The organism is Paraburkholderia sediminicola (assembly GCF_046026855.1).
GTDB lineage: Bacteria > Pseudomonadota > Gammaproteobacteria > Burkholderiales > Burkholderiaceae > Paraburkholderia > Paraburkholderia sediminicola_A.
On sequence record NZ_JAQQET010000047.1, the window covers coordinates 16,959 to 41,962 of the forward strand.

Annotated in this window: 19 protein-coding genes; 16 read left to right on the plus strand and 3 right to left on the minus strand. The window is 54.2% G+C overall.

The window, feature by feature from the left end; translation table 11 throughout:
• Nucleotides 1-409 precede the first annotated feature (409 nt).
• The 8 genes from PQR40_RS35415 (at nt 410) to PQR40_RS35450 (ending at nt 11,727) form a co-directional block, all read left to right on the plus strand.
• Complete coding sequence (locus PQR40_RS35415; protein ID WP_408232199.1) at nt 410-1,180, plus strand: GntR family transcriptional regulator; 771 nt, start codon at nt 410-412, stop codon at nt 1,178-1,180.
• A gap of 1,162 nt (nt 1,181-2,342) precedes the next feature.
• Nucleotides 2,343-3,566: a M24 family metallopeptidase gene (locus tag PQR40_RS35420; RefSeq protein WP_408510932.1), complete on the plus strand. Its 1,224-nt coding sequence runs from the start codon at nt 2,343-2,345 to the stop codon at nt 3,564-3,566.
• Nucleotides 3,560-5,158 (plus strand): N-acyl-D-amino-acid deacylase family protein, encoded by a 1,599-nt coding sequence (locus PQR40_RS35425; protein ID WP_408510933.1) that lies wholly within the window; start codon nt 3,560-3,562, stop codon nt 5,156-5,158. Before PQR40_RS35420 ends, PQR40_RS35425 begins: the two co-directional genes overlap by 7 nt.
• A 65-nt stretch (nt 5,159-5,223) precedes the next feature.
• Complete coding sequence (locus PQR40_RS35430) at nt 5,224-6,345, plus strand: DSD1 family PLP-dependent enzyme (RefSeq protein WP_408510934.1); 1,122 nt, start codon at nt 5,224-5,226, stop codon at nt 6,343-6,345.
• Between the two features lie 71 nt (nt 6,346-6,416).
• Nucleotides 6,417-6,755 (plus strand): DUF485 domain-containing protein, encoded by a 339-nt coding sequence (locus PQR40_RS35435; protein WP_408510935.1) that lies wholly within the window; start codon nt 6,417-6,419, stop codon nt 6,753-6,755.
• Nucleotides 6,752-8,380, plus strand: coding sequence for a solute symporter family protein (locus PQR40_RS35440; RefSeq protein WP_408510936.1), 1,629 nt, complete (start codon nt 6,752-6,754; stop codon nt 8,378-8,380). Before PQR40_RS35435 ends, PQR40_RS35440 begins: the two co-directional genes overlap by 4 nt.
• 76 nt (nt 8,381-8,456) lie before the next feature.
• Nucleotides 8,457-9,932: an aldehyde dehydrogenase family protein gene (locus tag PQR40_RS35445; protein WP_408510937.1), complete on the plus strand. Its 1,476-nt coding sequence runs from the start codon at nt 8,457-8,459 to the stop codon at nt 9,930-9,932.
• A gap of 67 nt (nt 9,933-9,999) precedes the next feature.
• The gene (locus PQR40_RS35450) at nt 10,000-11,727 is read left to right on the plus strand and encodes a GMC family oxidoreductase (RefSeq protein ID WP_408510938.1); all 1,728 of its coding nucleotides are present in this window, start codon (nt 10,000-10,002) and stop codon (nt 11,725-11,727) included.
• Nucleotides 11,728-12,003: 276 nt separating this feature from the next.
• On the opposite strand, the gene PQR40_RS35455 is transcribed toward PQR40_RS35450, so the two are convergent.
• Both PQR40_RS35455 and PQR40_RS35460 read right to left on the minus strand, forming a co-directional pair.
• The gene (locus PQR40_RS35455) at nt 12,004-12,783 is read right to left on the minus strand and encodes a creatininase family protein (protein WP_408510939.1); all 780 of its coding nucleotides are present in this window, start codon (nt 12,781-12,783) and stop codon (nt 12,004-12,006) included.
• Between the two features lie 30 nt (nt 12,784-12,813).
• On the minus strand, nt 12,814-13,902 hold the full coding sequence (locus tag PQR40_RS35460; RefSeq protein ID WP_408510940.1) for a porin: 1,089 nt from the start codon (nt 13,900-13,902) through the stop codon (nt 12,814-12,816).
• A 309-nt stretch (nt 13,903-14,211) separates the two neighbouring features.
• Here PQR40_RS35460 and PQR40_RS35465 point away from each other — a divergent pair, with 309 nt between their 5' ends.
• The 4 genes from PQR40_RS35465 to PQR40_RS35480 all read left to right on the plus strand — a co-directional run bounded on the left by PQR40_RS35465 (nt 14,212) and on the right by PQR40_RS35480 (nt 17,868).
• Nucleotides 14,212-15,177 carry an AraC family transcriptional regulator gene (locus PQR40_RS35465; RefSeq protein ID WP_408510941.1) on the plus strand — a complete coding sequence of 322 codons (966 nt, stop codon included), beginning with the start codon at nt 14,212-14,214 and terminating at the stop codon, nt 15,175-15,177.
• 79 nt (nt 15,178-15,256) lie between these two features.
• Complete coding sequence (locus tag PQR40_RS35470; protein ID WP_408510942.1) at nt 15,257-15,670, plus strand: RidA family protein; 414 nt, start codon at nt 15,257-15,259, stop codon at nt 15,668-15,670.
• Between the two features lie 153 nt (nt 15,671-15,823).
• Nucleotides 15,824-17,116 (plus strand): MFS transporter, encoded by a 1,293-nt coding sequence (locus PQR40_RS35475; RefSeq protein ID WP_408510943.1) that lies wholly within the window; start codon nt 15,824-15,826, stop codon nt 17,114-17,116.
• A 50-nt stretch (nt 17,117-17,166) separates the two neighbouring features.
• Entirely contained in the window at nt 17,167-17,868 is a 702-nt protein-coding gene (locus PQR40_RS35480) for a DJ-1/PfpI family protein (RefSeq protein ID WP_408510944.1), read from the plus strand.
• A gap of 48 nt (nt 17,869-17,916) precedes the next feature.
• Here PQR40_RS35480 and PQR40_RS35485 read toward each other — a convergent pair whose 3' ends face one another.
• Nucleotides 17,917-18,894 carry a GlxA family transcriptional regulator gene (locus PQR40_RS35485; protein ID WP_408510945.1) on the minus strand — a complete coding sequence of 326 codons (978 nt, stop codon included), beginning with the start codon at nt 18,892-18,894 and terminating at the stop codon, nt 17,917-17,919.
• Nucleotides 18,895-19,028: 134 nt separating this feature from the next.
• On the opposite strand from PQR40_RS35485, the gene PQR40_RS35490 reads away from it, so the two are divergent.
• From PQR40_RS35490 to PQR40_RS35505, 4 genes are all read left to right on the plus strand, one after another.
• Nucleotides 19,029-19,772 carry a DJ-1/PfpI family protein gene (locus PQR40_RS35490; protein WP_408510946.1) on the plus strand — a complete coding sequence of 248 codons (744 nt, stop codon included), beginning with the start codon at nt 19,029-19,031 and terminating at the stop codon, nt 19,770-19,772.
• A 173-nt stretch (nt 19,773-19,945) separates the two neighbouring features.
• Nucleotides 19,946-20,344: a Rid family hydrolase gene (locus PQR40_RS35495; protein ID WP_408510947.1), complete on the plus strand. Its 399-nt coding sequence runs from the start codon at nt 19,946-19,948 to the stop codon at nt 20,342-20,344.
• 272 nt (nt 20,345-20,616) lie between these two features.
• Nucleotides 20,617-22,080, plus strand: coding sequence for a benzaldehyde dehydrogenase (locus PQR40_RS35500; RefSeq protein ID WP_408510948.1), 1,464 nt, complete (start codon nt 20,617-20,619; stop codon nt 22,078-22,080).
• Between the two features lie 148 nt (nt 22,081-22,228).
• A complete protein-coding gene (locus PQR40_RS35505) occupies nt 22,229-23,878 on the plus strand; it encodes a flavin-containing monooxygenase (RefSeq protein WP_408510949.1) in 1,650 nt (549 codons plus the stop codon).
• Nucleotides 23,879-25,004: the final 1,126 nt, after the last annotated feature.

Consider the following 25,004-nt stretch of genomic DNA (forward strand, 5'->3'; position numbering starts at 1 on the left):
AGTTGCCGAATCATGACAAAGCGTTGATCTTTGTGGCCGTATTTCGGGATCTGAGCGAGGGTTGGACTGACGAAGGGAGGCGCTGCGTGTTGCAAGTCAGGGGCGCGGTTTGGAACGGGGAATTTTCGCCTTACCGCGTCACGTCGAGGCAAAGGCATCGGGTCAGCATCGCCAGGCCGGCCTGAGGAAATCGACCTCCGGGCTTTTGCACGCTATCTCCTTGTTTTTGAAGACCAGCACTACCGCTCATTTTAGGGGTATTATAGTTTGTCAGTAGTATCCCTAGCGAAGCCGTGCAATTTGCTTTGATTCCGCCGGCGTGACAATACCGCGGACGGACGGGAGCGCATCGAAACGGTGGCGACACGGCTCGAAAGCATTGAAAGTTTCCCCGAAAAGGTTAGTTATTATGGTGCAGGCGAAGGATGCAGGGCGCGCTCCCCAGGAAAGGCAGAGCGACCAGGCGTTCGATGTATTCTCAAGGGCAATCAAGCAATGTGAACTGGCGCCTGGCGATATCGTCTCTGAGCCACAGTTGGAGCAGGACTATGGCTTCGGGCGTGTCCCTATCCGGCTGGCTATGGACAGACTGATCCAACTGAAGCTCGTGAAACCGATACACCGGAAAGGTTTCGAGATCGCACCGATCACCCTGTCCGATGTCAAAAACAGCTTTCAGTTGCGTTTGATGGTCGAGCCCCCTGCGGTCAGGCTCGCCGTTGGGCGAGTGGATATCGCTGCCTTGCGGCGCGCTGCAGACGACGCGGGACGCGAGGTAAAGGCAGGTGACAAGGCTGCGGAGGCACTTATTATTGAGGCCAACCGGCGTCTTCACATGTTGATCATGAACGCGTGTGGCAACGAGAAGGTCGCTACGTTGGTTGGACAAATTCTGAGCGACATCGACCGAGTCTATTATTTTGGGCTGGTGCGGAACGCCGACGTGAAAATCATGCAAGACGATCACGGTCTTATGATCGATGCACTTGAGTCGGGTGATGGAGTGAAGGCCGAACGCCTTGCACGCAAGCACATTGAGAACGGTTATTCCATTGTTATGGATACGATTATCAATAGTTCGAACCTCAGTCGTACGACGGTCCAAGCTCTCGATGGTTTGTCTGCGCCAGCCGTCAAACGGGCTCGCGTCCCTGCGAAATCGGGCGTTTTGGATATCTAGCTCGCGAGTGGAGTTCCGCTGCAGCTCGACTTCTCCAACGTATCTGGCTAGTGTTTAGTGACTGAAGCTCACGCGTGAATGATGCTTTTCGCTTCGTATAGTATGGACTGCTATTCATTAGAATTTATTCGACTCTTCCTGGCGCGTGAGACAGGTGCGTCGATGTTTTTGTCCACTGCCAAGTTGTAGGACTACCTGCGCTTGCGAGAAGACAGCAAAAATCGCAACGACCCGTCTCGGCTCTGACCGCCTCCAGCCGATCGGCACAATAGAGTTCAACGCCATCAACAGCGATATCTGTGCCGACCGAATCTTTCCACTCGCCGCATGGTTCATCGACACCTATCGGGCGTCGATATATATCGACTATTTCTCGGGCGACTCTACCGCCGATACCACCGAGCCAGCTTCCCGCGAGCAATCCAGCACCACGTATTCACCGGCATGCTCCCGTTGCGATGGCGGTGATTTCGTTCGCACGGCGGCCCACGACAGGCTGATCCATACGTGAGGGTGTCGTAGGACTCTACGTGCTGTGCGCAGACGCCCCCCGCCTGTTGGGCTCTCTCCAGATCGGTGGTGACGGCTCACCCCTACAAAGTGAACAACTCCAAAAGGCACTTGACAAGGTGAAATTGGAGGCTAAAACTAAGTTGTAGTACCCCTACAGCTATTCGAAAGGGGCAATACAAGTGATTTGTAGGATATTTTTGCTTGAAATCATTTGAGAGTCGAGCGTGATTGATAGCGCAAGAGGGGACGAACCATGGGTAACCATGTCTCTAGTAACCGTTCACAACGCGAGGCAGGTACGTGTCTGCCCATATGTGAGCTGGCTGGAATTGAGTGGGACCAAGCGGGGGCGGGCCACGTATGCCGGCGAGAGATCACCCCGCACGGTGGAAGTGCTACCGCCGAATACTGTCGTTCGGAACAGATGGTCGTCATGCCGGTTATGACATATGCCGATCTGCTTCCCTACTTGATGCTACCGATGGCAGGCGGCTTCTGAGGGAACTACCTCGCAATGCATAAGGGACTCGTGGCCAACGTGCGCGCGAGCAGCGCATACCGTTCCAACGGCAAAACTGATCCTGATAGGACGCGTCATCAGGCGTTCGGACTGCCATCGGACTAATACTTGAGCAAATGGAGAAGGCAGATGTTGTCAAAATTCGAAACTGACGTTGAAGGACGCTGGCCCTACACATGGGATGAGCGCGAGAAGGTCCTTGAGCTCGAATTTCCGGTCTATGAATATCGAGCGAGACTGGAGAAGCTTCGCTCGCTCATGGACGCAGCCGGCATCGATATTGCCATCATCTACGGCGGCCCCAATAGCGACGCAAACGTACGATACCTGACAGGATGGTCGAGTGCATTTGGTGACAGCTTTGCGATCGTCTCCATGAAGAACGATCCGATCGTTATCACGAATAGCATCTTCCACGGCGAACCGATGCATTCGAATATCCAGACTTGCTGGGTACCGGATTTCAGGCCGCTAAAAGCATTTGGAACCGTTCTTAAACAAAGGAGCATCATCGACTACGTCGTCGATGGCCTGCAGGAGGCAAATCGCGCCGAAGGAAGAGTTGGTTATGTCGGTGGACGCCGTATTCCGGCGATGTTCGACAAAGCGCTACGCGAAAAACTTCCGAAAGCTGACCTGGTTGACGTATCGGATCTCCTGTTCTCACTACGCAGAATCAAGTCTCCGCTCGAGATCCAGATCATTCGCAAGCTTGCCGTGGCGACCTCAGCCGGCATGGAAGCGGCGCTTGATATCGCTAAGCCCGGGTTTACGGAGTGCGACCTCTCGGCTGCGGCTCAGAAAGAGATGGCGGCGTATGGATGCGAACTGAACCCGCTGGGTCCGAAATGCGTTGCTGGCGTCCGAAGTGCCATGAAGAATGTGTTTGCGCTTCCGGGCAAGGTTATCAAGGACGGGGATCTCGTTTCGATCGACCTTCATGGTCAAATGTGTGGCTATATCTCGGATCACAATCGCAGTACAGTCGCCGGGAAAGCGACGTCTGAACAGATCAGGCTTCTTGAGGCTTGCGCTGAGGCAGAAGAAGCTGGTATCCGGGCGACTGGTCCTGGTGTAATGCCCGGCGAAATCATCAAGGCGATGTCGGCTGTTGTGAGCAAATGGGGCTTCTCCGAATGGGACTGGTGTACTGGTCACGGCTTCGGACTTACTCTGGTTGAGGACCCATTGATCATACCCAACAATCCGAAGCCCCTCGAAGCGGGACAGACGTTCTTCATTGAACCTATGATTGTTCCCACGCACATGGGCTGCAGTTGCTTCGAGGATCCGATTCTTGTGACGGAAAACGGAGCCGAGCGTCTTACTACGTCGCGAGTGCGGACATGGTAGATTGCCTCATCATGGGGGGTACGATCGTCGATGGAACGGGTCGTCCGCCATACCGGGCTGACTTGGCGATAAACCGAGACCGCATCCAAATCCTGCGCGACGTGGTGATGCCACAGGCGAAGCGAATCGTTCACGCCGAAGGTCTTGCCGTTGCGCCAGGTTTTATAGACATACATTCCCATAACGATCTGGTCGCGGTCATGGGTGCAAGACTTAACGACAAAGTTTCTCAAGGGGTAACTACCGAGATCTTTGGCAATTGCGGTTTTTCGGCCTTTCCGGTTACAAGCCGGAATGCTCATTTGACGCCGGACCTCATGAGTCTTATCGCCCCCAGGAAGCTCGACCTGGAACAGGGCGTCGGATGGGCAGATTGGGCCTCATTCCAGGCAGCGGTGCTGGAGGCTGGGTGCCAAGCCAACGTCGTCGGGCAGGTGGGGCACATAATGCTACGCTCAGCGGTCATGGGAATGGCATTACGCTTGCCCACCGCCGAAGAGCTCACAGAGATGAAGGTACTGCTCGAGAATTGTCTACAGCAGGGGGCGTCTGGATTGTCATTCGGACTTATGTACCATCCTAGCAGTTACGCGGAAAAAGCTGAGATTCAATCCCTATGCCAAGTCGCAGCGGAACATGGCGCCGTAGTCTCAGTTCATCTCCGAGGCTACGATGTTTCGACGCTGATTTCGAGCATGGACGAATTGATTTCGGTTGCGGACGTTACGGGTGTGAGATTGCAACTATCGCACCTCTCGCCGACTGGGAGAGATGCCCAGGACCTCGCTGGTGCCATGCTTGATGCGATCGATCGGGCGGTTGCCCGTGGAGTTGATGTTGCATTAGATAGGTATCCATATGAACAAGGAATGTCTCGACTCGGTTTGATTTTTCCGAAATGGGTTGTCTCCGGCGGTTCTGAAGACATGCTTCGACGACTTTCAAGCGATGCTGAGATAGCTCGGATGACTCCGGAAATTGACAGTTTCGTCCGGCCTATCGGATATGACCAGATTATTATAAATAGAAACTGTGAGCATGAACTAATTGGCAAGTCGATTCTGGATATCTCCAGAATGATGGGTTTATCCCCAGCCGCAGCGGCCGCGAAACTCATGCACGATTCTGAGGGCCTCGCAGGCATTGTCCTGACGCTATCAACGATGGCAACACAAAGGCGGGTGATTAAGCACTGTCTTTGTATGGTTGGATCGGATGGAATGCCGTCGCTTGAGGGCACACATCCCCGTACGTTCGGGACTTTTCCGCGCGTTTTGGGGCCCTTCGTTCGAAGCGGAATCCTGTCCATTGAAGAGGCCATTGCCAAAATGACGAGTTTGCCAGCCCGACGATTCGGGCTGGAGGCGCGAGGGGAAATTCAAGATGACTTCGTAGCGGACCTAGTGATATTCGATCCGGCGATCATTGTCGACGAAAGCACCTTTGATGAGCCGTACCGCTTCGCATCGGGCATACAGGAGGTTTTTGTCGCAGGGAAATCCGTGCATCGAAAAGGGGAAAACTTGGATGTCTTACCAGGAACTGTTCTGACAGGGAGAGTAAGTCAGGCTGATGGGCATGAGATCCATTAACGCATCCTTTGTCACAGAATTCATGTCGTCCATTTTTCGAACGCGATATCGGAGATTCAATCAAGATGCTTAACCTGTCAAACGATGTCCTTGTCGGAAAATTCGGGCGCGCCGGCGAGCTGTGTGGTCCTGCCTTGGTAGTCGAGAAGGACACATTTTTCCGGAACCTGCACGCAATGGCCGAGCGATGTACCGCCGCCGGTGTCGCGCTAAGGCCGCACGCGAAGACCCATAAATCGGCTCGAGTGGCACGCGAACAAATCTCAGCTGGAGCAGTAGGAATATGTTGTGCGACAGCGAACGAAGCAATTACGCTCGGGCGTCTCGGAATTGACAACATTCTGCTGACAACACCCGTTACGGAGCAGCGGAAGATCTCTGCGTTGGTGGCGTTGGCAAGCGAAATCGCGTTAGGAGTCGTAGTCGATCACGTATCTCAACTGGAACTCTGGGAGCGAGCTCTCGATGGCTCCGGCACCAACCTGAACGTTTTAGTCGACGTTGATATCGGCATGAGGCGGACAGGTGCTCGTGGCGGTGATGTAGTCGCGCTAGCAAAGAGAATTCAGCAATCTCACGGGATGACATACGCTGGCATCCAGGCGTATTCGGGAATGGTTCAGCATATCGAAAAATTTGACGATCGAGAAACTGCGTATCGTGCTCAACTAGAGACTTTGCGAGAAATAATCGAGATTTTGCGGGTTGAAGAAGCCGCGCCGGAGGTTGTCTCGGGTGGTGGAACAGGAACTATGGACATGGATTTGTCGATGGGCTTGATGACTGAGGTGCAGTTCGGCTCTTACGTTTTCATGGACGTTGAGTACTCAAGCGTAAAACTGCTACCAAAGAGCGAGAACCCGTTTGGTCCGGCTCTTTTCGTCCGCTCCGCTGTCATCAGCGCCAATGCAAGCGAGCATTTGACCATAAACGCCGGATTCAAAAGCCTATCGACAGACGGGCCCCTGCCTCAAATTAGAGATGAGACGTCGACGCGATACGAATTCTTTGGTGACGAATATGGCCGTATTAGTGGATCTAAAATAAAAAATCTAAAGCTCGGCGACCATATTGATATTGTAGTTCCACACTGCGACCCTACGGTGTGCCTGCACGACTACTATCATCTGATCGATCATGACACGTTGGTCGATATTTGGACAATTGACGCGCGGGGACCGCTCTAGATCTATTGACTTGAGATAGCGGCAAGGTTTCGATAAATCTTATTGAGATGTTTATTTGTTAGGAGTGAAATATGACATGTCTAGATTTAGACATTGCCAGATCGTCTGGTAATGCGCATGCCGTGCTTGAGTTGTTGGCCTTCAGGCAGGCTTGGATCTCCGGCTCGCTTGGGTTTCTATTCGCATCGATGATAATCGCATTCTTTGCTGTGTCGGAGCTCAGTCCCGAACTAATGGCCGTCAGAATTTTCGGGCGATTCCCATTGGGATGGTTATTAGGGGTTGCGATGTTGGCGGCGGGGATGGTAATTACCGGAATTTTTAATCACTATTCTCGAACGGTATTGGACCCATTGCGAGAGGAAGCTATTGAATTGATAGCTCGCGGCCATCGTGGGGTGCAGAAATGAACGGTCACACGTGGTCGCTTGGCATATTCGCCGTGTTACTCGCCGCTACTTTCATACTCACCTATCTTGCTAGCAGACGCACACGCACCTCAGAGGACTTCTGGGTAGCGGGGAGATCAGTCGGTCCAGTGCGTAATGCGCTCGCGATTAGTGGCGACTTTCTTTCTGCATCTACGTTTCTTGGCGGAACGGGATTGATATGTATCTTTGGTTTCGATTGCGTAATTTTTTTGGTAATTCCGACGATTGCCTTTGTCCCGGTTCTTCTCTTCTATGCAGAACGCATGCGCAACCTTGGGCACTTTACGCTGACGGACATCTTGACCAGTCGCTTCGACTCGTCATCAATCCGGGTCGTTTTGGCGCTGTCGACGTTGGTGATTACAGGTCTGTATCTCCTCGCTCAGCTTATTGCTGCAGGGTCGCTCTTTCAACTCCTTGCTGGCGTTAGCTTTCCAGCGGCGGTCGCGCTCACGTGCGTGATCGTCGTCACCTATGTAGTTCTTGGGGGCATGCTGGCCGCGACCTGGGTTCAGGTGGTAAAGGCATCCTTGCTCCTTGCCGTGCTCGCCTCGCTCGTACTACTAGCGCTATTGCGCATCCCGGCAATGGGCGGCTTCGATATTTGGATAGGTCAGGTAACAGCCCCCTTGGGGCACCTCGATCCAGCGGTACCAGGAAATTTCTTCAAGAACGGCTGGAATTTCGCTTCAATTGGTATGGCTCTAATGTTCGGATTAATTGGTTTGCCGCACGTGATGATGAGGATATTCACCGTGCCTGATGCAATCGCTGCGAGAAAGTCGGCCTCCATGACGGTAATCGTGCTAGGACTTTCGGTTCTGGGGGTCATCATTGTTGGCTTGTCGGCACGCTCCTATCTTGGACCAGAACTCGCGTCGATTGCTAAAGGGGGGAATCTCAACGTTGTAACACCGATGGTTGCCAGCGTTCTGGGTGGAGGCAAGGAGACGATAGGCGGCCAACTGATGTTGGGGCTGGTTGCTGCGGTAGCCTTCGCGACGATTCTCGCTGTGATGTCGGGCCTCCTAGTTAATGCTTCGAGCGCCGTGGTTTGCGATCTTTGGCCTTCGCGCGGGCGAGTTGACAATGCTGCGGAGGGTTCCGTCGGCATCAAGAGGGGACGTTACGTGTCGTTCCTGATTGCGGCATTTATGGCTGTAGTAACTATTGCGATCTCAGCAGCCGGCAAGGCACCACCGATTCTCGCGTTGTCAACATTGGCAATCGGAGTTGCCGCCAGCGCTAATTTTCCCGCCCTGACCTTGGCACTCTTCTGGCGACGATTCACTCCGGCAGGCGCAGTGTCCGGAATTCTCGTCGGTCTGGTTGCGTCCGTTGTCGGGGTCGCGTTTGGCCCTTTGCTGTGGCATGGCTCAAATCCTTCGCCCATCTCCTTGATGGACCCGGCTATTTTTGCGGTGCCGTCAGGATTTGCGGCGGCGGTGGTCGGGACCTTGCTCTCGAAAAGGCAGGCAGACTTCGAACGCTTCGAGCAGTTGCGTCTTCGGTCGCTAATCGGCCCTGAAGCCGCGGCGCTGTCGACGGAGACCCGACCGAAAAGCAAGGAAGGTGGGCGGCCACTTGCTCGATTCGGCATCTGATCGGATGAAGGTCACGTGAATTGTAATTGTACTTGCCATTCGAATCTTTTTTGCTCTGACTAAAACTGGAATAATTATGGATCTTCAACTGCAGGAGAGCTATGGCGCGTTTTTCAATAACGAGCGGCAACTAATCTCTGGTCCGACCTTTCCGGCGATCAATGCGGCCACGGGTCAGAATCTTGCCGAGATTGCTCGTTGCGGGGAAACGGAGATTGATGCGGCCGTCCGTGCCGCTGAGGTGGCCTTCCCCGCATGGAAGGCTCTCGGATTTGAAGACAGGGCAAGAATGCTTCACCGGTTTGCGGATCTGATTGAGGCCGATGCGGAGCGACTTGCACAGATCGATGCACGGGATATCGGTCGCCGGCTCTTCGAGACGCGTATCGACCAGGTAATCGCTGCACGACACTTCCGGTACTTTGCCTCGGTTATCTTGGCTCACGAGGATTTTGGTCGCCCCATTCAAGGGGGGCATCTCATCGCAAAGCGTGAGCCACTAGGCGTGTGCGGGCAAATCATTCCGTGGAATGCCCCGGCGATCATGGTTGCGATGAAGCTGGCACCTGCCTTGGCGGCCGGAAATACGGTCGTGCTTAAACCGGACGAGAACGCATCGCTGTCAACATTGGAATTGGCTCGCCACATCGCGGCGGTATTCCCGCCCGGTGTCGTGAACATTGTGCCAGGTCTTGGCGCTGAAGCCGGTGCCGCACTAACTGCCCATCCGAAAGTCCGGAAGCTCGCCTTCACAGGTAGCACCGAGACGGGAAGGATTGTTGGCGGAGCGGCCGCTGAGAGGCTCATTCCGGCCACATTGGAACTGGGTGGCAAGAGCCCAAGTATCGTTTTCCCGGACATCGAAAGCATTGACGAGGTGGTCGACAATGTTACTTTTGGTTCGATATTCGCAAACGGGCAGGCGTGTTTCGCAGGTACCAGACTCTTCCTGCATTCAGACATATACGACAATTTTCTTGAAAAACTTGTTGCATCGTTTGGCCGTGCGAAGGTTGGTGATCCGCTGGCGGAGAGTACGGTTGTTAGCTGTCTTGTGACGCCGGAACAAGGGAGGCGTGTACTGAACTATCTGGATATTGGACGAGATGAAGGTGCGAGACTGATCCGTGGAGGAGGGCGGGTTAACGTGTCCGGCAACGAGTATGGGTACTTCATTGAGCCGACCATTCTTGAGGTGAAGAACGATATGCGCGTAGCCCAGGAGGAAATCTTCGGTCCCGTTCTTTCGGTTATCAAATGGAATAACTACGAATCGATGCTGGCGGAAGCAAATGACAGTCGCTACGGACTCGCTGCGGGCATTTATTCATCAGGGTTGCACAATGCGCTGAACGCGGCTGATCGGCTGAACGCCGGGTCAATCTGGATCAATCGGTTCTTCAATCTCGTGGAAGGATCACCGTACGGTGGATACAACGACAGCGGGCTGGGACGTGAGTTTTGCCGAGACACTCTTAATGCATACAGCCAACTCAAATCGATCACCGTCCAAACGTCTACTGATGCGGCTTGGTTCGTACCAAGAGGGTAGGACGGAGCCCGTCACGGTGGCGAAACTCGATGTCGCTTCTCAATTCTAAAAATTAATATGGTGCAGCATGATTAAAGAAAAAGACGACTCTTCCGACAAGCCAAATCGTCTGGCTGCGCTAGACAGGGCGCTGCTCATGGGGCGAATTGACAGGCGGATGTTCATTCGACTCTGTGTATCCGCCGGCATGTCAGCTGCAAGCGCCACAGTCATAGCTGCCGAATCGAGCGCAGCACTCTCAAATCAACTGGAACGGGCCCGTTCACTGGAGAGTCGCTATGACTACATTGTCTGCGGGGCTGGATCGAGTGGCTGCGTTGTCGCATCCAGGCTCGCTGCGGATCCGAGAGTAAAGGTGTTGCTCCTGGAGGCCGGTGGTAGCGACGAGGCTCCAGGGCTCGTTGATCCTGGAATCTGGTTCACCAATATTGGTAGTCCTACCGATTGGGATTATAGATCAGAGCCAACAGATGCTCTGAATCGGCGTTCGGTTGCTGTGCCTATGGGGCGTGCCCTGGGAGGTGGTAGTAGCATTAACGCGATGGTGTGGGCTCGTGGTCACCGGAACGACTTCGAGTTTTGGGCAAAGGAGGGAGGGGACCGCAACTGGGGATATGATCATGTTCTGTCGATCTATAAGAGAATCGAGAACTGGCAAGGTACGCCAGACCCGGCGCGGAGAGGCACGGGAGGGCCTGTCTGGGTCCAGCAATTGAAGGATCCTAGTCCTGTCGCCACGATGGCCCAGAAGGCGGCGGCTCGCATTGGCATTCCTGCATTTGAGGACATGAACGGCGAGATGATGGAAGGCGAGGGTGGAAGTGCAATGCCTAACGTGATCATCAAGGAGGGGCGTCGTAACAGCATGTTCAGTGCGTACCTGAGGCCAATGCTGAAGCGACCAAATTTGACGGTTTTGAGTGAGGCATTTGTAAGTAAGGTCTTTCTTCAGGGTGATCATGCCGACGGTGTTGAATTTAAATGGCGTGGTCAATTGCATAGAATTCAAGCCGGAAAGGTAGTGCTTTCGATGGGGGCAATCAATACGCCAAAGGTCCTGATGTTATCTGGTATTGGCGATCAGAACGCCCTGAAGAAATTTGAAATCCGTTCGCGTCACCATTTGCCGGGTGTCGGGGAAAACTATCAGGATCATCCGATCGTGGAGGGTTGCATTTGGGAATATAAGACGCCGCTCGCGCCACGTAACAACGCAGCCGAGTGGACATTCTTCTGGAAGAGCCGGCAGGAACTGGCTGAGCCGGATCTTCAGCCGTTTCTCCTTGAGATTCCTGTTGCGGGTGAAAGAATGCATAAACTCTACGGGATGCCGGAGAATGGCTTTGTGATTGCTCCAGGACTCGTCAGACCGAAGAGCCGAGGCACAGTGCAACTCCGTTCGTCGGATCCAAAAGCATCGCCTCTGGTTCAACCGAGCTTTTTGCAGCATCCGGACGACATTGAGGCGCTGACGCGCGGCGTGGAGCTATGCCGTGAAATTGGAAACTCGGTGGAGATGCGAGATATCGTTAAACGAGAGGTATCTCCGGGAGCAGTCAGCAAAGCTGAAGTTGCCACGCTTCTTCGTAATGCGGCAGAATCTTACGGTCATTCGACGGGTACTTGCCGAATGGGAACAGACAAAATGTCAGTGGTCGATTCCAACCTTGGGGTACATGGATTGAAGAACCTATACGTTGCTGACGGGTCGATCATGCCGCGTGTCACGACGGGAAATACGATGGCGCCTTGCGTGATTATTGGTGAACGTATGGCCGAGATTTTAACGAGTTGACGGTCCGTCTGTCCGTGCAATCCGCCGCTTCCCACAGTGTTTGGCGCGAGGACCTCATGCTCGTCTCTCCGTTCGCTGGCCCCGGATTACACGACCCGCAGGCTTGTCCCGACACACGGTGCACGCGGCTGCAGCAAGCTGATGGCGGCCGGGCCGAAGCATCTGACGCGCGCCAGTCCCAATGTAATCGACAACTGGGTTGCGCAGCTTAGAGACTTGCTTGGGGCGGTCGGTGAGTGACCGTATAGGCTAGTACGCGCGCTAACGCCTAGATAGTCATCGCGTTACTGGTTCAGAATTGCCCCACCAGGTATCGTCACTGAGTCGTTCCGCCAACGCCCTTGCGGCGGCGTCGAGTAACGCTTGACCTTTTTCTGGGCTCGCAAGAGACGGGCTACCTACCACGCCAGAAGGTGATATCTCGATCATGGTACGGGTCCGGTGTGCTCCCCTTACCTCGCCAAATCCGCCAACGGGAGCATGGACCGTTAGCGCCGCTTCAACGTCTACGAACTCTGGGTGCAACGCCATGATCATTGATGTTTCCGCCTCGCAGGCATGCAGAAGATTTCGCTGTCCCTCAAGAATATTGCCGAACTCCGAGGCTGATACGTTCCAATACGTTGCGGTCATCAGAGGTACGCCCAGCTCTTTCGTTAGCTGGTCGACGATGATCGACAAGGCAGCGATGTTCCCGCCGTGCCCGTTGAGCAGCAAGATGCGCCGAAAACCCTGCGCCTGAAGAGATTTAGCGAGGCATCGCAATACGCTCCGGAAACTGTCGAAATCGAGGGTGAGCGTGCCTGGGAACACCATGTGATGTTCGGCCATGGAAACCCACAACACTGGTGTCACCAGGACGCGAGCATTGCCGGTAGTGATGCGCGCGGCGCGTGCAGCAACTTCAGCAACTAGCCGTGAGTCGACCATGACGGGTAGATGTGGACCGTGCTGTTCCGTCGAACCAATCGGTAGTATCGCGATGTCGCTTGCCGTCCTCCCTTCCAGAAACTCCGGCGCGCGCAGCGTATCCCAGTGGTGGCGATCAATGCTCATATCTCTCATCCTCTTATCCTGAACCAATACTTAAAATCGATGGGTCATACCAACGCGCACGGCCAACTGTGACGCGCTGGAGGAAGGCGTCTGAAACAGCAGGGCCGCGTGCTGCCCCTCGCTTCCCACACGTTGGTACGCCGTCGACAGATAAACGTCCGTGCGTTTGCTGAGAACGTAATCCACCGCGGCTGATCCGACATTCCATCGTCCGTTGAGTCCAACTGAGCGTGCATAGTTGGCCGAGACGATAAGTGCGGGAGATACATAGTAGAAGAGGGAGAAATTGCCGGTCTGCAGCATCTCCGTCACCGATAGCGCCCGCAGATAAGTCCGGCTATAGGCGGCCGAGGCGAGCCACGGTCCAGTCTTGTACGAAACACTGGCCGCATATGTCGAAAGATTGTCGAGATTGATGCCCGTTGCCAGCGTTGGCGCGAGCTCTTCGCCGAAGGCGCTTGTCAGGCCAATAGAAGCGGGATTGATATTGATACCGTTCAGATCCGTCATCGCGGCGACCACGGTCAGCGGCCCACGCAGATAGTCGATCAGGAAGCTTAGCCCGCGGCCGGTGTTGGACGCAGGCGCGGTCGATGAACCGAAGCTATATAGTGCCCCCAAATGAATTCCTGCCCATCTGGGGCTTTCGTAGGACACGGTATTGCTGAGAAATTCACCCGCAATACGATCGTAGTCCCCTGGATGATAGGCGTAGATCGGCCCAACGATGACCGGCAATAAGCGGATCATGAAGTCAGGTTGGCGCCCGAATGAGACTGTGCCGTAGTCGGCGTTTTCCAATCCGACTGTCGCGAAGCGGTTGAATTCCTGCCCACTTGCGGCGAACGCACCATTGGCTACGTCAATGCCGCTTTCGAGACGAAAGACGGCGCTCGTGCCGCTGCCGAGGTCCTCCTTTCCTGTGATTCCCCAGCGGCTTGGATTGGCCACCCCGCTGCTTTCCCGCCATGCGGAACTGCCCGCGACATTGCTGAAGTACGTCATGCCCATATCGAGGACGCCGTATAGCGTCACAGTCGACTGCGCAATCGCCGGGGCGGATCCGGCAAGAAGGGAGGCGAACAACATAGTTCCAAGCGGCGCTTTTTTAGATGACATGGACACGTTCTCACAGGATGAAATAACCGCTCGTGTTGGGGACTACCGGCACGGTGTCGTTTGACGAGCGAATCCTACGCATCGGTTAGGACTTACAAAAATGATGTCGAAGTTAGGTGCCGATTGCCGAATCATCTTGCCGAAACTTGCTGTTGATAGACTAGGAAATCTTCCGGCGTTGGTCAGGAACCTGGAGTTTTCGAGTGTTGTCCGGGAAATTCTGGTGCGTTACCGTGACTCGTCTGCTCACTCCATTGAGTGCCGCGCCCCGCCCCCAGACGGCGTCCACCTTCCGTCGGAGTATCTCCCATGAGCGTGTCCGAATTCCGTGCCAGTTCGCTGATCGAATCCACCGAAATCCTCTGCCGGGAATGGTCCCGCCATAAGATTTCGACTGTGGGTCGTGCGCAGATGGATTTGCGGTTTAGCCAACTCAAAATCAGCAAGAATCTAACCGTCAACCGGCTGTCGTATGGCGCAAACGTGAGCATTGCGCCTTGGGATCGGGACGAGGTTCTGCTAGTCCAGATGCCAGTCAGGGGCCGTGCAAGTGCGGTATATGCGAGTGGGGAGGTATCTATTGATGCAGCGCACTACGGCGTTATTGATGTACGCCGGGTCGAGCGTTTTACGTGTGACGCGGACTTCGACGCACTGATTTTGCGCGTTCGCGTCGAGAGTATTCGCGAGTATCTGGAGGAGGTGCTCGGCATGCCTCTGGGGCATGAGTTGCGCTTTGCGGACAACATGGCCTTGGACTCAAGTGCGTGGCATAGCTGGGCGCCATTTGCTGGCATGCTGGGCGGTTTGATCAGTGAATCGTCCGCCGAATTTTCACCGAAGTTACTTGCGTCGATCGAGAACACCGTTGTGTCGGCACTCGTCTTTGGTCAGCGCCACAATTTCTGGGACGAAATCAGGCGGCCGTGTGCGCTCCCAGCTCCACGGCATGTCAAGCGGGCAGAAGCGTACGTGCTCGAACATGCTGGCGAAACGCTGTCGACGAAGTTGCTGGCAGCTCACGCTAACGTGAGCGTACGTGCGCTTTTCAACGGATTCCGGACATTCCGCAACATGACCCCAGCTGAGTTTGTTCGTGGCGTTCGCCTCGACCGTGCCCGAGACGACTTGCTGGTTGGGACCCATACGGTCTCAGTGATCTCGAAGAAATGGGGTTTCGCGCATCTTGGCAATTTCGCCTTACATTATCGTAAGCGGTTCGGGGAATCGCCTGTCGAGACATTGCGATTCGTTGGTCATCGCTGCTCCCTATGAGCGGATTTCGGCAACTTCATGTGCATTTCGGCAGTATTCAGATTCGCGAGTAACGCATGCCCTTTCGGCACCTCTATGATTGACTCATTCGATCAAAGAGGTACCGATGGTTTACCACTTCCCGCCGACAATTTCGCACGCAAAAATTCCCCCGTTGTCGTCCGCGTGCCGCGTCGATGACTGGGTTTTCGTCTCCGGTACGCCCGGTTACGACGATGATATGGAGCTCGATCCGTCGTTCACCGTTCAGTTTGAGACCGCCCTGCAAAGTCTCACTGCAATCCTCGCAAGAACCGGGAGCTGCCTAGAGCATGTCGTCAAGGTGGGAATTTATCTTACCCGGGCAGAGGACATTCCCGAGATGAACCGTCTTTACGGCCTCGCATTCGGTCCAGCTCCCTATCCGGCACGAACAACGGTGATCGTGGCAGCCTTGCCAGATCCGGCGATGCTCGTTGAGCTCGAATGCGTGGCCGTAATTCGCAGCAGCTAGTCACACCAGGCTGCAGGCACGGCAATCTACGAATGGGCGAGTATGTCCCTGCTGGACCTGCTACCCACACATTGTTCCACTCCTCCTATCTGCTCGGGCCGTCGCGCAACAATGACGGCGCACTGAGAGGCGTGCATCTAACGAGAGCCAGCAATGAGCACCATCGATGGTGTTTTCCCATACCACAGGACCCGCCGCGTCATATTCGCGACAACTATTGGTAACGCACTAGAATTCTTCGACTTCACGGTCTACAGCTTTGTGGGCGTATTGATTAGCCGGCTGTTTTTCCCATCCGCTTCGGCAACGGGACAATTGCTGCTGGTTACGGCTACGTTCGGCGTTGGCTTTTTAATGCGGCCAATCGGCGGGCTGGTTATCGGTATCTACTCGGACCGCTCAGGACGGAAGGCGGGTCTGATGTTAACTATTGCGTTGATGGCGGTCGGATCCCTTCTTCTCGGTATCGCGCCGACCTATCAACAGGCCGGCATAGTGTCGCCGATCCTGATTGTTATTGCGCGACTGTTGCAAGGTTTTTCATCGGGTGGTGAAGTGGGTGCGTCTACGACGCTGATGCTTGAGAGTGCCCCCTCGTCGCGGCGTGGTTACTACTCAAGTTGGCAGTTCGCCAGCGCGTGTCTCGGCGTAATGCTCGGAGCGTTGGTGACAGTCGCATTGACGACGGTCATGTCGTCGAACAGCTTCGAGCGCTGGGGATGGCGCGTACCGTTCCTTCTCGGTGCACTGATTGCCCCTGTGGGTTGGTATATTCGCCGATCGACCGAGGAAACGTTACGCCCGGCCGCTTCAAATGTGAGAATGACAGATGGCGATCGAGCGCCGGGCCGCCTGCAGGGCAACGGAAAATGGTGGAGAGCGATCCGCGGTATCCTGCTTGTCGGTGGAGGAATCACCACGTCATACACCGTGACTTTCTTCATCCCAACCTATGCAATCAAGCAGCTCGGCATGCCTTCCAGTGTGGCGCTGACGGCCGCCGTCGTATGCGGATTCACTGGATTCATTACCGCGCCGGTCGTGGGCATTCTCTCGGACATCTATGGGCGAAAGCCGCTAGTCGTGGCGGCGCGGATATTCACGATTACGGCTATTTTCCCGTGCCTACAGTGGCTTAACGCGGCGCCCGGAAGTTTGCGTCTGTTTGCTGTGCTTGTATTACTGGGCATGTTGTTGGCATTACAGATGACACCTATCATTACGATGGTAGCGGAAATGTTTCCACGCACGAACCGCGTTACCAGCATGTCGGTGGTGTATGGGATCGGTGTTTCCGTGTTCGGCGGTTTCGCACAATTCGTCAATACTTGGCTCGTCGCCGTTACCGGAAACCGCATGGCACCGGCTTGGTATTTAAGCGCTATTCTTGTCGCTTCGTCGTTGGGCCTCATCGGCATGCGCGATCGCACGCGCAATTCGATCTGAGATGTCAATGCGCTCTATTTTCAAGACGTCCCCTTTCACGGAGACCAGGAATGGATAGTCCCGTTGTGAGTTTTAGTGTCGGAATGTTCGTTTTTCAAGGCATGACCAATCTCGATTTCGCTGCTCCGTTTGAGGTCTTCGCCCGAATGCCGGGGACGGAGGTGCATGTGATTGGCGTTGAGGATGGAGTTGTGACCTGCGATACCGGTGCGCGGCTGCTACCGACGACTACGATAGACCGATGCCCGAGGCTTGACATGATCTTCGTCGGTGGAGGACCGGGTATCAACCCGTTGATGGAGAATCCGCCTGTTCTTGCATTCCTGGCGCAGGCCGGTGCACAGGTAAGCTGGGTGACTTCTGTGTGCACGGGGGCGCTATTGCTCGGGGCCGCAGGTTTGCTGAGAGGCTACAAAGCGGCGACGCACTGGACGGCGATGGACGTACTTCCCGCTTTCGACGTTACGCCCGTGTATGAGCGAGTGGTGATTGATCGCAACAGAATCACTGCGGGCGGCGTCACGGCGGGGTTGGATTTCGGCCTTGTGATTGCTGGGCTGTTGCATGGCGAAGAGGTCGCGCACGCAATCCAACTCGGGATGGAGTACGATCCGCTTCCGCCATTCGCGGGTGGCTCTCCGCGATCCGCGCCGGCTGCCCTTGTCACCGAAGTTCGGCGACGGACACAACAGATGACAGACGAGCGGATGGCGATTGCAGAGCGCGTTTCGGCGCGTTGGCGCGATCAATGACGGTCGGATTTTGACTTAGCCGCAAGGATGCTCAGGTTGTCTATTGTTTCACTGAATGTGTTCAGCGGTAGCCTCAGCTGAATCATCAGGCGATACGTGGCGACGCATCGCCTGTGGCGTTACTCCGAAGCTTCGAACGAAAGCGCGACGCATCCGATCGATATTGCCGAAACCGCTATCACGAGCCACTTGCTCAAGAGACCGCGCCCCAGCCTCAATTGAGGTCTGGGCGTTTTCGAGTCGAAGCCGCTCAATAGCTTTTGCCGGCGCGATACCGACGGTTGCGGTGAAGGCCCGCGTAAACTGTCTTACGCTCAATGCGGCACGCTCTGCTAGATGCTCGACATCGAGAGGTTCATTGAGATGTGAACGAGCCCAGATCAATATCTCGTTGAACCTGTTGTCACCCCCTACCAATTCCAACAACGCCGAATGCTGTGACTGACCACCGGGGCGATTAACGGAAACGACCAAAATCTGAGCGACGCGTCGCGCGGTCTCGAAGCCATAATCATCCTGAATCATGGCAAGCGCAAGATCTATCCCAGAGGATATTCCCGCAGAAGTCCAGATGTTTCCATCTCGCACAAAGAGACTTTCGGCATCCACGTTGATAGAGGGAAATCGCCTGGCAAGTTCCGCGGCCTCCCGCCAATGCGTTGCGGCGGTCTTGCCATCAAGAAGTCCGGCTTCTGCCAAAAGAAAGGCTCCGGAACAGACGCTCGCCAGTTTGCACCCGCTCTCCGCGACGCTTCGAATGAAGGGGAGAAGATGCGCGTAGTTCTTCGGATTCTGGACGCCCAAGCCTCCGGGAATCAGGAGGATATCGCAGCCTTGGGTCCGACGGAAATCCGTCGCACCAACGGTAGCTCCGCTGCTGCTAGTCACGTTGCCAGTGGTCGAACCCAGAACCTCAATCGAATAGCCTGGGACGCCGCATTGGCTTGCGGTCTCGAATGCCGTGATTGGTCCGGCCATGTCGAGAAGGACGAAACCTTCGAAAAGGAGGCAACTTATGCGGATCATTGAGCGTCCTAAAATGACGAGTTTTCGTCCTTTGTGCCATTGTAGTGAGAGACTACAATCGTGTCCAGCATCACACCAAATCTTCACATTGAGTAGCAACACATCATATTCGAAACCAACTTGAGGAGGTCATTATGTTAGATATACTAAGCAATGAAGATGGTCAGAAAAAACTATCGGTAGCAATGGTACTGTTCCACAGGGTGACCCTTCTGGATTTAATCGGGCCCGCGACGGCTTTGGGATTTCACGCTGACGTTCATTTGGTGGCGAAAACGATGGATCCTGTTTCCAGCGATCAGGGTGTTAAGATTTTGCCGACATGCACATTCGACGAATGTCCAAAGGACCTGGACGTCCTGTTTGTTCCCGGCGGTGTCGGAGTCCTCGACGCAATGGTGGACTTGGAACTTTTGCACTTTGTGCGTGATAGAGGCGAGCGAGCAGGATACGTGACATCCGTCTGCACGGGGTCTCTAATACAAGGCGCTGCAGGGCTTCTCAAAGGCTACGAAGCAACGACACATTGGGGCTGGCACGAAGTGCTGTCGTCTCTCGGTGCGATACCTGTGAAGAAGCGCGTTGTGCATGACCGAAATCGAGTGTCGGGTGGCGGAGTAACTGCGGGATTGGACTTTGGTCTTGGCCTGCTTGCAATTTTGCGTGGAGAGGAAGCTGCCAGGACGGTACAGCTCATGATGGAATATGACCCTGAGCCTCCGTTCGACGTTGGAACTCCTGATAAAGCGGGGCGTGCAACGGTTGAAAACGCACAGCGCGTGCTCAACGCTACTGCAGAGTGCAAGATTATGATTGACCGCCAGAGGGAATTGGGGTTTCCCTTGGAGAGGAATTTCCGGTCGTCTGCATCCGCCTAGCTTTCGGAAGATTCAATCAGAAAACTGGGTTCGGGCTGACGTTCGAATATCGCCCAAAGAGCAATGTGGCGCACATCTAAATGGTGCATGCGCTGCATGTTTGCCGTGGCGATGAGCTATCGTCATCTAGCGAAATTCGAAGTAATGCTTGCAAGTTAAACGAGGGAGTACTTATGTCCGGAATTGTCCATATACATCATAAAAATAGAAGTGCCTTATATGATGAATATAATATATCGCCCGCAACACTAAATGGAAATATTCTGCTGATGTCTGGTCTGGTTGGATTTCGCCGAGATGGATCTGTTGCTGACTCCCTCGAAGAGCAGATAGAACTGATTTTTGAACAAGCGAAGGATATTCTCGAAGAAGCTGGTGGTGACTTTTCGAATATTGCGTCCTTCGATACATATCACACCGGCGAAGTAGCGATCTTCGCCCAGATGGAGGCGTTCATGTCTGTTAGAGATCGGTATGTTCAGCGACCCGGCCCGGCGTGGACTTCGCTTGGAGTCAACGGCCTCGCGATCCCGGGAGCGGCCATTGAAGTGAAGATTACCGCTTACATATAAGCCTTTTCAGCGAATTTCGAATGCTTATGTTAACCCAACTTGAGAAGCAATCGAGCCCCGCCAAATACGGTAAGTTTAGAACTAATTTTTGAGTAAGGCTTCGAGGGTGAAGCGTGTTTGAGAAATATGATTGTTATTCAAAGACATGGTTTTTATTCTGGAGTGCTCGTGATTTTGTATGGTTGGACAGCATCGATATTACATCATCACATTGATAGAATAAAAAATCGCGAATTACAGGTTGCGCATAGTGCGGAGTTATGGAGACGACAATGTCTTGTATAGCGAACCAAGAAGTCTGGTCCGGGAAAATTTTTATCGGCAATTGGACAGAAGGGAGTGGTGGCAGCGCCGCCGTCATTGAACCGGCTACTGGCGCTGAAATCGGTGTAACGGGGATAGCGACGGTCGGAGACGTTAATGATGCGGCGGAACGCGCCGCTTCTGCTCAGCGTATCTGGAGTGCAATGTCGTTCGACAAACGCGCTGCAGTGCTTTATGAGGCCGCTAGTTTGCTTAAAGCGCGCACTGAGTTGTTCAATTTCTGGAATATCAGGGAATGTGGATCAATCAGCGCAAAAGCTCAATGGGAGATCGATGCGGCGTACGAACAGATCTTGGCGGCGGCCGCGTTACCAATGCAGGCTACAGGAATGCTGTTTCCATCGGTCATGCCGGGACGGACAAATACGTGGCGGCGGATTCCGATCGGTGTTGTGGGTGTCATCGCTCCGTGGAACTTTCCTTTGCTACTGGCGATTCGTTCGATCGCTCCGGCATTGGCATTGGGCAATGCGGTACTACTAAAGCCCGCTCCTCAAAGTACTGTTACCGGGGGCGCCTTGTTGGCCAGCTTATTCGCAGATGCGGGCCTGCCGGAAGGGGTTTTTCAAGTACTCCCCGGTGATGCATCAGTGGGCGACGCGGTTGTGAGGCACCCAGCCATAAATATGATCTCGTTCACGGGATCGACTAATGTAGGTCGCCAGATCGGGGAGATCTGCGGTCGCTTGTTAAAAAAATGCTCGCTCGAACTCGGTGGCAATAACCCGATGATTGTGCTGGCCGACTCAGACGTTGACGGCGCCGTATCTTGCGCTGCCTGGGGCGCATTTTTGCATCAAGGACAGATCTGTATGCAGACCGGACGGCATATCGTACATCGAAGCGTTGCGCACGAGTACGCTACCAAGCTCGCTGAGCGTGCCCGCCGTCTGGTGGTTGGCAACCCTGGTACGACTGATGTTCATATCGGCCCGCTTATAGATACACGGCAGGCAGAACGCGTTCATCGAATTGTTATCGAGTCGATCGACGCCGGCGCAGATCTTGTGGTGGGTGGTTCGCGCCGCGGCAACTTTTTCGAACCCACGGTGCTGATGAACGTGACACCTCAGATGTCAGCATTTCAGCAAGAAATATTTGGTCCGGTTGCCCCGATAACAGTATTCGATTCCGTTGATGAAGCGATTGAGATCGTCCACGCGAGCGAATACGGGCTTGCTGCTGCCGTGCACTCCCGTTCGATCCCAGCAGCGTTGGCCATTGCCGATCGTCTGCGTAGCGGAATGATTCACATCAATGATCAAACCGTAAACAACGAATTCCATGTTCCGTTTGGCGGAATGGGTGCCTCGGGGAACGGCGGGCGTTTTGGCGGGCCAGCCAATGTTGAGGAGTTTACGCAAACACAGTGGATTAGTGCGATTGATAAACCAGTTCAATACCCTTTCTGATCATAGACGCTTTGTAGCAGAGGAATTGAACCATCAGTCAGTTGATCGCGGTGGGGTCGGTTTTCAGTTGATGCTTGAAAGAATTTAAGGTCGTGGAACAACGGGCGTTCACGCGTTTAGTTTTTAAAAAATCAGGAGACACAAGGCTATGAACGACGAAGGATATGGAGGCAACGAAGCGGCCGCGGGGAGGGGTCCATTCGATGTCCTGGTTGTAGGAGCAGGTTTTTCCGGTATGTATGCCCTATACGAACTGCGGCGGCGCGGATTCACCGTGGCCGTTGTCGAGGCCGGCTCTGACGTCGGTGGAACCTGGTATTGGAATCGGTATCCCGGCGCGCGTTGCGACGTGGAGAGCATGCAATATTCATACTCTTTTTCTCCAGAATTAGAACAAGATTGGAAATGGAATGAACGTTACGCAACGCAATCTGAAATTCTTCGATATGCGAATCATGTAGCACATCGTTTTGATTTGAAACGTAACATTCATTTCAACGTCCGTGTGCGTTCTGCATCGTTTGACGATGAGTGTAATCTCTGGACGGTCACAACAGACACGGGCGAGCAGATCTTGAGTCGCTATTGCATCATGGCGACGGGTTGTCTTTCATTACCTCGTGAACCGAATATACGCGGGCTGTCCTTGTTCGAAGGCGCACAGTATCACACCGCTCGATGGCCGCGGGATGGCGTTGATTTCACCGGGATGCGCGTCGGCGTCATCGGCACGGGGTCCACGGGCATTCAGGCGATTCCGCAAATCGCCAGGCAGGCGAAGCATCTTTACGTGTTCCAAAGAACGGCGAACTACAGCGTCCCTGCCAAGAACCGTCCACTGGATGAAAACGAGGTCACTGAGTTCAAGAGCCGCTATCGTGAGCATCGTCAGCGCATGCGCACGTCTGGTTCCGGAACGCTCTGGACTCAGGAGAATAAGTCCGCGCTTGATATTTTGGATTGGGAGCGCGAAGAAATATTCGAAGCAAACTGGAACCGAGGCGGTCCTGGTTTGGTGCAGGTGTTCCCGGACCTTGGACGCGATCTTAAGGCAAACGAAACACTCGCGAAGTTCGTGCGAGCAAAAATCTGTCAAGCCGTGAGCGATCCGGTAACTGCAGACGCTCTTGCGCCAAAGGATCATCCAGTTGGCACGAAGCGAATTTGCGTTGATATCGAGTATTTCGAGACTTATAACCGGAAAAACGTCACGCTGATTGACCTGAAGAGCGAGCCGGTGGAGCAGATTACCCCAGACGGCATTGAGACAAGTGCAGCCAGCTACAAGCTCGATTGCTTGGTATTTGCAACGGGTTTCGATGCGATAACTGGCGCGCTTCAGGCAATCGATATCCGCGGACGTGGAGGAAATTCTCTCAGGGAAAAGTGGGTGGGCGGTCCTCGAACCTACCTTGGCCTTGCAACGGCTGGTTTTCCCAATCTTTTTATGGTGACTGGACCGGGAAGTCCGTCAGTGCTAAGTAATATGTTTGTCTCAATTGAGCAGCACGTCGAATGGATCGCTGACTGCCTTACCTATCTCCGCAAGAATGAAATGGATTTTATAGATGCCAACTCAGATTTTGAAGACAGATGGGTTTCGCATGTCAATGACCTAGCGGAGCAGACTCTATTTTCCCACGCGAAGTCGTGGTACTTGGGTGCCAATGTTCCAGGCAAGCCACGTGTGTTTATGCCGTACGTCGGCGGCGTTGGCGCATACCGTGAGAAATGCGAGCAAGTGGCGCGAGACAACTATGAGGGGTTCACAACAACCGTGGCTGTGAAGCGGCGGTAGGGGATCGTCACTGCGGTATGGCACGCTGTTTGGGACGCGGGCTTCGGAACTGCTGTTTGTCCGCCCCATCTATCTGGCCGAGACGAGGCGATTTCGGCGTGGAACGCGCGCATTCCTTCGGTGAAATGAACCGCGAGCGATCCAGCCGCATTTCTGTATTCGCCTTTGGAAAGCCTAACGTATCTAAGTGACCAAAATCAGGGTCAAGAAAATGAGGGAGGCCCATAGATTTGGTGTGACGACGCCGTGCTCGGTCTCGCTGTCGGTTGCAAGGCCGCCTGCAATTTCGTTTCCTTTGTCGCCTGGATTTTAGTTTGCGCTCTTGCCGCACCACATCCATCTTGGGCTCTGCACTTTTTCGAAGACTTCGGGAAGTCATGTAGAGATCGAAGTATTCGATGAGACTTGATCTCACATGGTTCGTTCTCACGAATTGGATCCACAAGGCGAGAGAATGAGCGAGAGGTATCTACATAACCTGTCTCCGGTTCGTGGTTTTTGAGGGTGCGCCGCCGTTCAACAGGTCTCTCTAGATACAAGCCTGATTCTCAACGTTCGTTTTGTATCGATGTGATAGTAGAGGGAGGGTAGTTCGGATAACAATATTATTTTTGAGCTTAATCGATATCATTGGCCGTATTGCAACATGCGATCCCAAGGAAATATACGCCGCGGCTGCATCGAGCAGAGTGATGCACGACTTCGCTGCTTGGGCACTATACCCATATACGCAACACGTGAATTCGATGAGGCCACGGCTGCGGCAATTTCAGCTGGGCCGGCGTGGTAGGGGGCATGCCGGCGACATTTTCTACGCGCCTCACTCTATCGAAAACAGCTCACTGCGCGCTTCGCCAACCGGCATTACTTGACTGAGCTCACCCAGTATCCGTCTGCGTTCTGACAATTGCGTTATGTCGGCTAATGTGTCGCGAGGACTTTAACGTGAGAGCGCCGTGCACGGCATCCACTGGATTGTGTGCGTGAGATCGTATCAACAGGTAGTCAGTTTCAGGTAAGCAGAACGATTGAGACTGATGGAGTCGCTCCGATAGAAGCAGCATTTCAACCGGACAAAGAAGGAGACGGCGGATTCAACCGGTCGTTGCAACACCTCTGTTCCAAT

What these genes read in the sequence shown, in the direction of transcription:
- PQR40_RS35415 (WP_408232199.1), top strand. Translation starts at nt 410, where the DNA reads ATGGTGCAGGCGAAGGATGCAGGGCGCGCTCCCCAGGAAAGGCAGAGC.
- PQR40_RS35420 (WP_408510932.1), top strand. Translation starts at nt 2,343, where the DNA reads ATGTTGTCAAAATTCGAAACTGACGTTGAAGGACGCTGGCCCTACACA.
- PQR40_RS35425 (WP_408510933.1), top strand. Translation starts at nt 3,560, where the DNA reads ATGGTAGATTGCCTCATCATGGGGGGTACGATCGTCGATGGAACGGGT.
- PQR40_RS35430 (WP_408510934.1), top strand. Translation starts at nt 5,224, where the DNA reads ATGCTTAACCTGTCAAACGATGTCCTTGTCGGAAAATTCGGGCGCGCC.
- PQR40_RS35435 (WP_408510935.1), top strand. Translation starts at nt 6,417, where the DNA reads ATGACATGTCTAGATTTAGACATTGCCAGATCGTCTGGTAATGCGCAT.
- PQR40_RS35440 (WP_408510936.1), top strand. Translation starts at nt 6,752, where the DNA reads ATGAACGGTCACACGTGGTCGCTTGGCATATTCGCCGTGTTACTCGCC.
- PQR40_RS35445 (WP_408510937.1), top strand. Translation starts at nt 8,457, where the DNA reads ATGGATCTTCAACTGCAGGAGAGCTATGGCGCGTTTTTCAATAACGAG.
- PQR40_RS35450 (WP_408510938.1), top strand. Translation starts at nt 10,000, where the DNA reads ATGATTAAAGAAAAAGACGACTCTTCCGACAAGCCAAATCGTCTGGCT.
- PQR40_RS35455 (WP_408510939.1), bottom strand. Translation starts at nt 12,783, where the DNA reads ATGAGCATTGATCGCCACCACTGGGATACGCTGCGCGCGCCGGAGTTT.
- PQR40_RS35460 (WP_408510940.1), bottom strand. Translation starts at nt 13,902, where the DNA reads ATGTCATCTAAAAAAGCGCCGCTTGGAACTATGTTGTTCGCCTCCCTT.
- PQR40_RS35465 (WP_408510941.1), top strand. Translation starts at nt 14,212, where the DNA reads ATGAGCGTGTCCGAATTCCGTGCCAGTTCGCTGATCGAATCCACCGAA.
- PQR40_RS35475 (WP_408510943.1), top strand. Translation starts at nt 15,824, where the DNA reads ATGAGCACCATCGATGGTGTTTTCCCATACCACAGGACCCGCCGCGTC.
- PQR40_RS35480 (WP_408510944.1), top strand. Translation starts at nt 17,167, where the DNA reads ATGGATAGTCCCGTTGTGAGTTTTAGTGTCGGAATGTTCGTTTTTCAA.
- PQR40_RS35485 (WP_408510945.1), bottom strand. Translation starts at nt 18,894, where the DNA reads ATGATCCGCATAAGTTGCCTCCTTTTCGAAGGTTTCGTCCTTCTCGAC.
- PQR40_RS35490 (WP_408510946.1), top strand. Translation starts at nt 19,029, where the DNA reads ATGTTAGATATACTAAGCAATGAAGATGGTCAGAAAAAACTATCGGTA.
- PQR40_RS35495 (WP_408510947.1), top strand. Translation starts at nt 19,946, where the DNA reads ATGTCCGGAATTGTCCATATACATCATAAAAATAGAAGTGCCTTATAT.
- PQR40_RS35500 (WP_408510948.1), top strand. Translation starts at nt 20,617, where the DNA reads ATGTCTTGTATAGCGAACCAAGAAGTCTGGTCCGGGAAAATTTTTATC.
- PQR40_RS35505 (WP_408510949.1), top strand. Translation starts at nt 22,229, where the DNA reads ATGAACGACGAAGGATATGGAGGCAACGAAGCGGCCGCGGGGAGGGGT.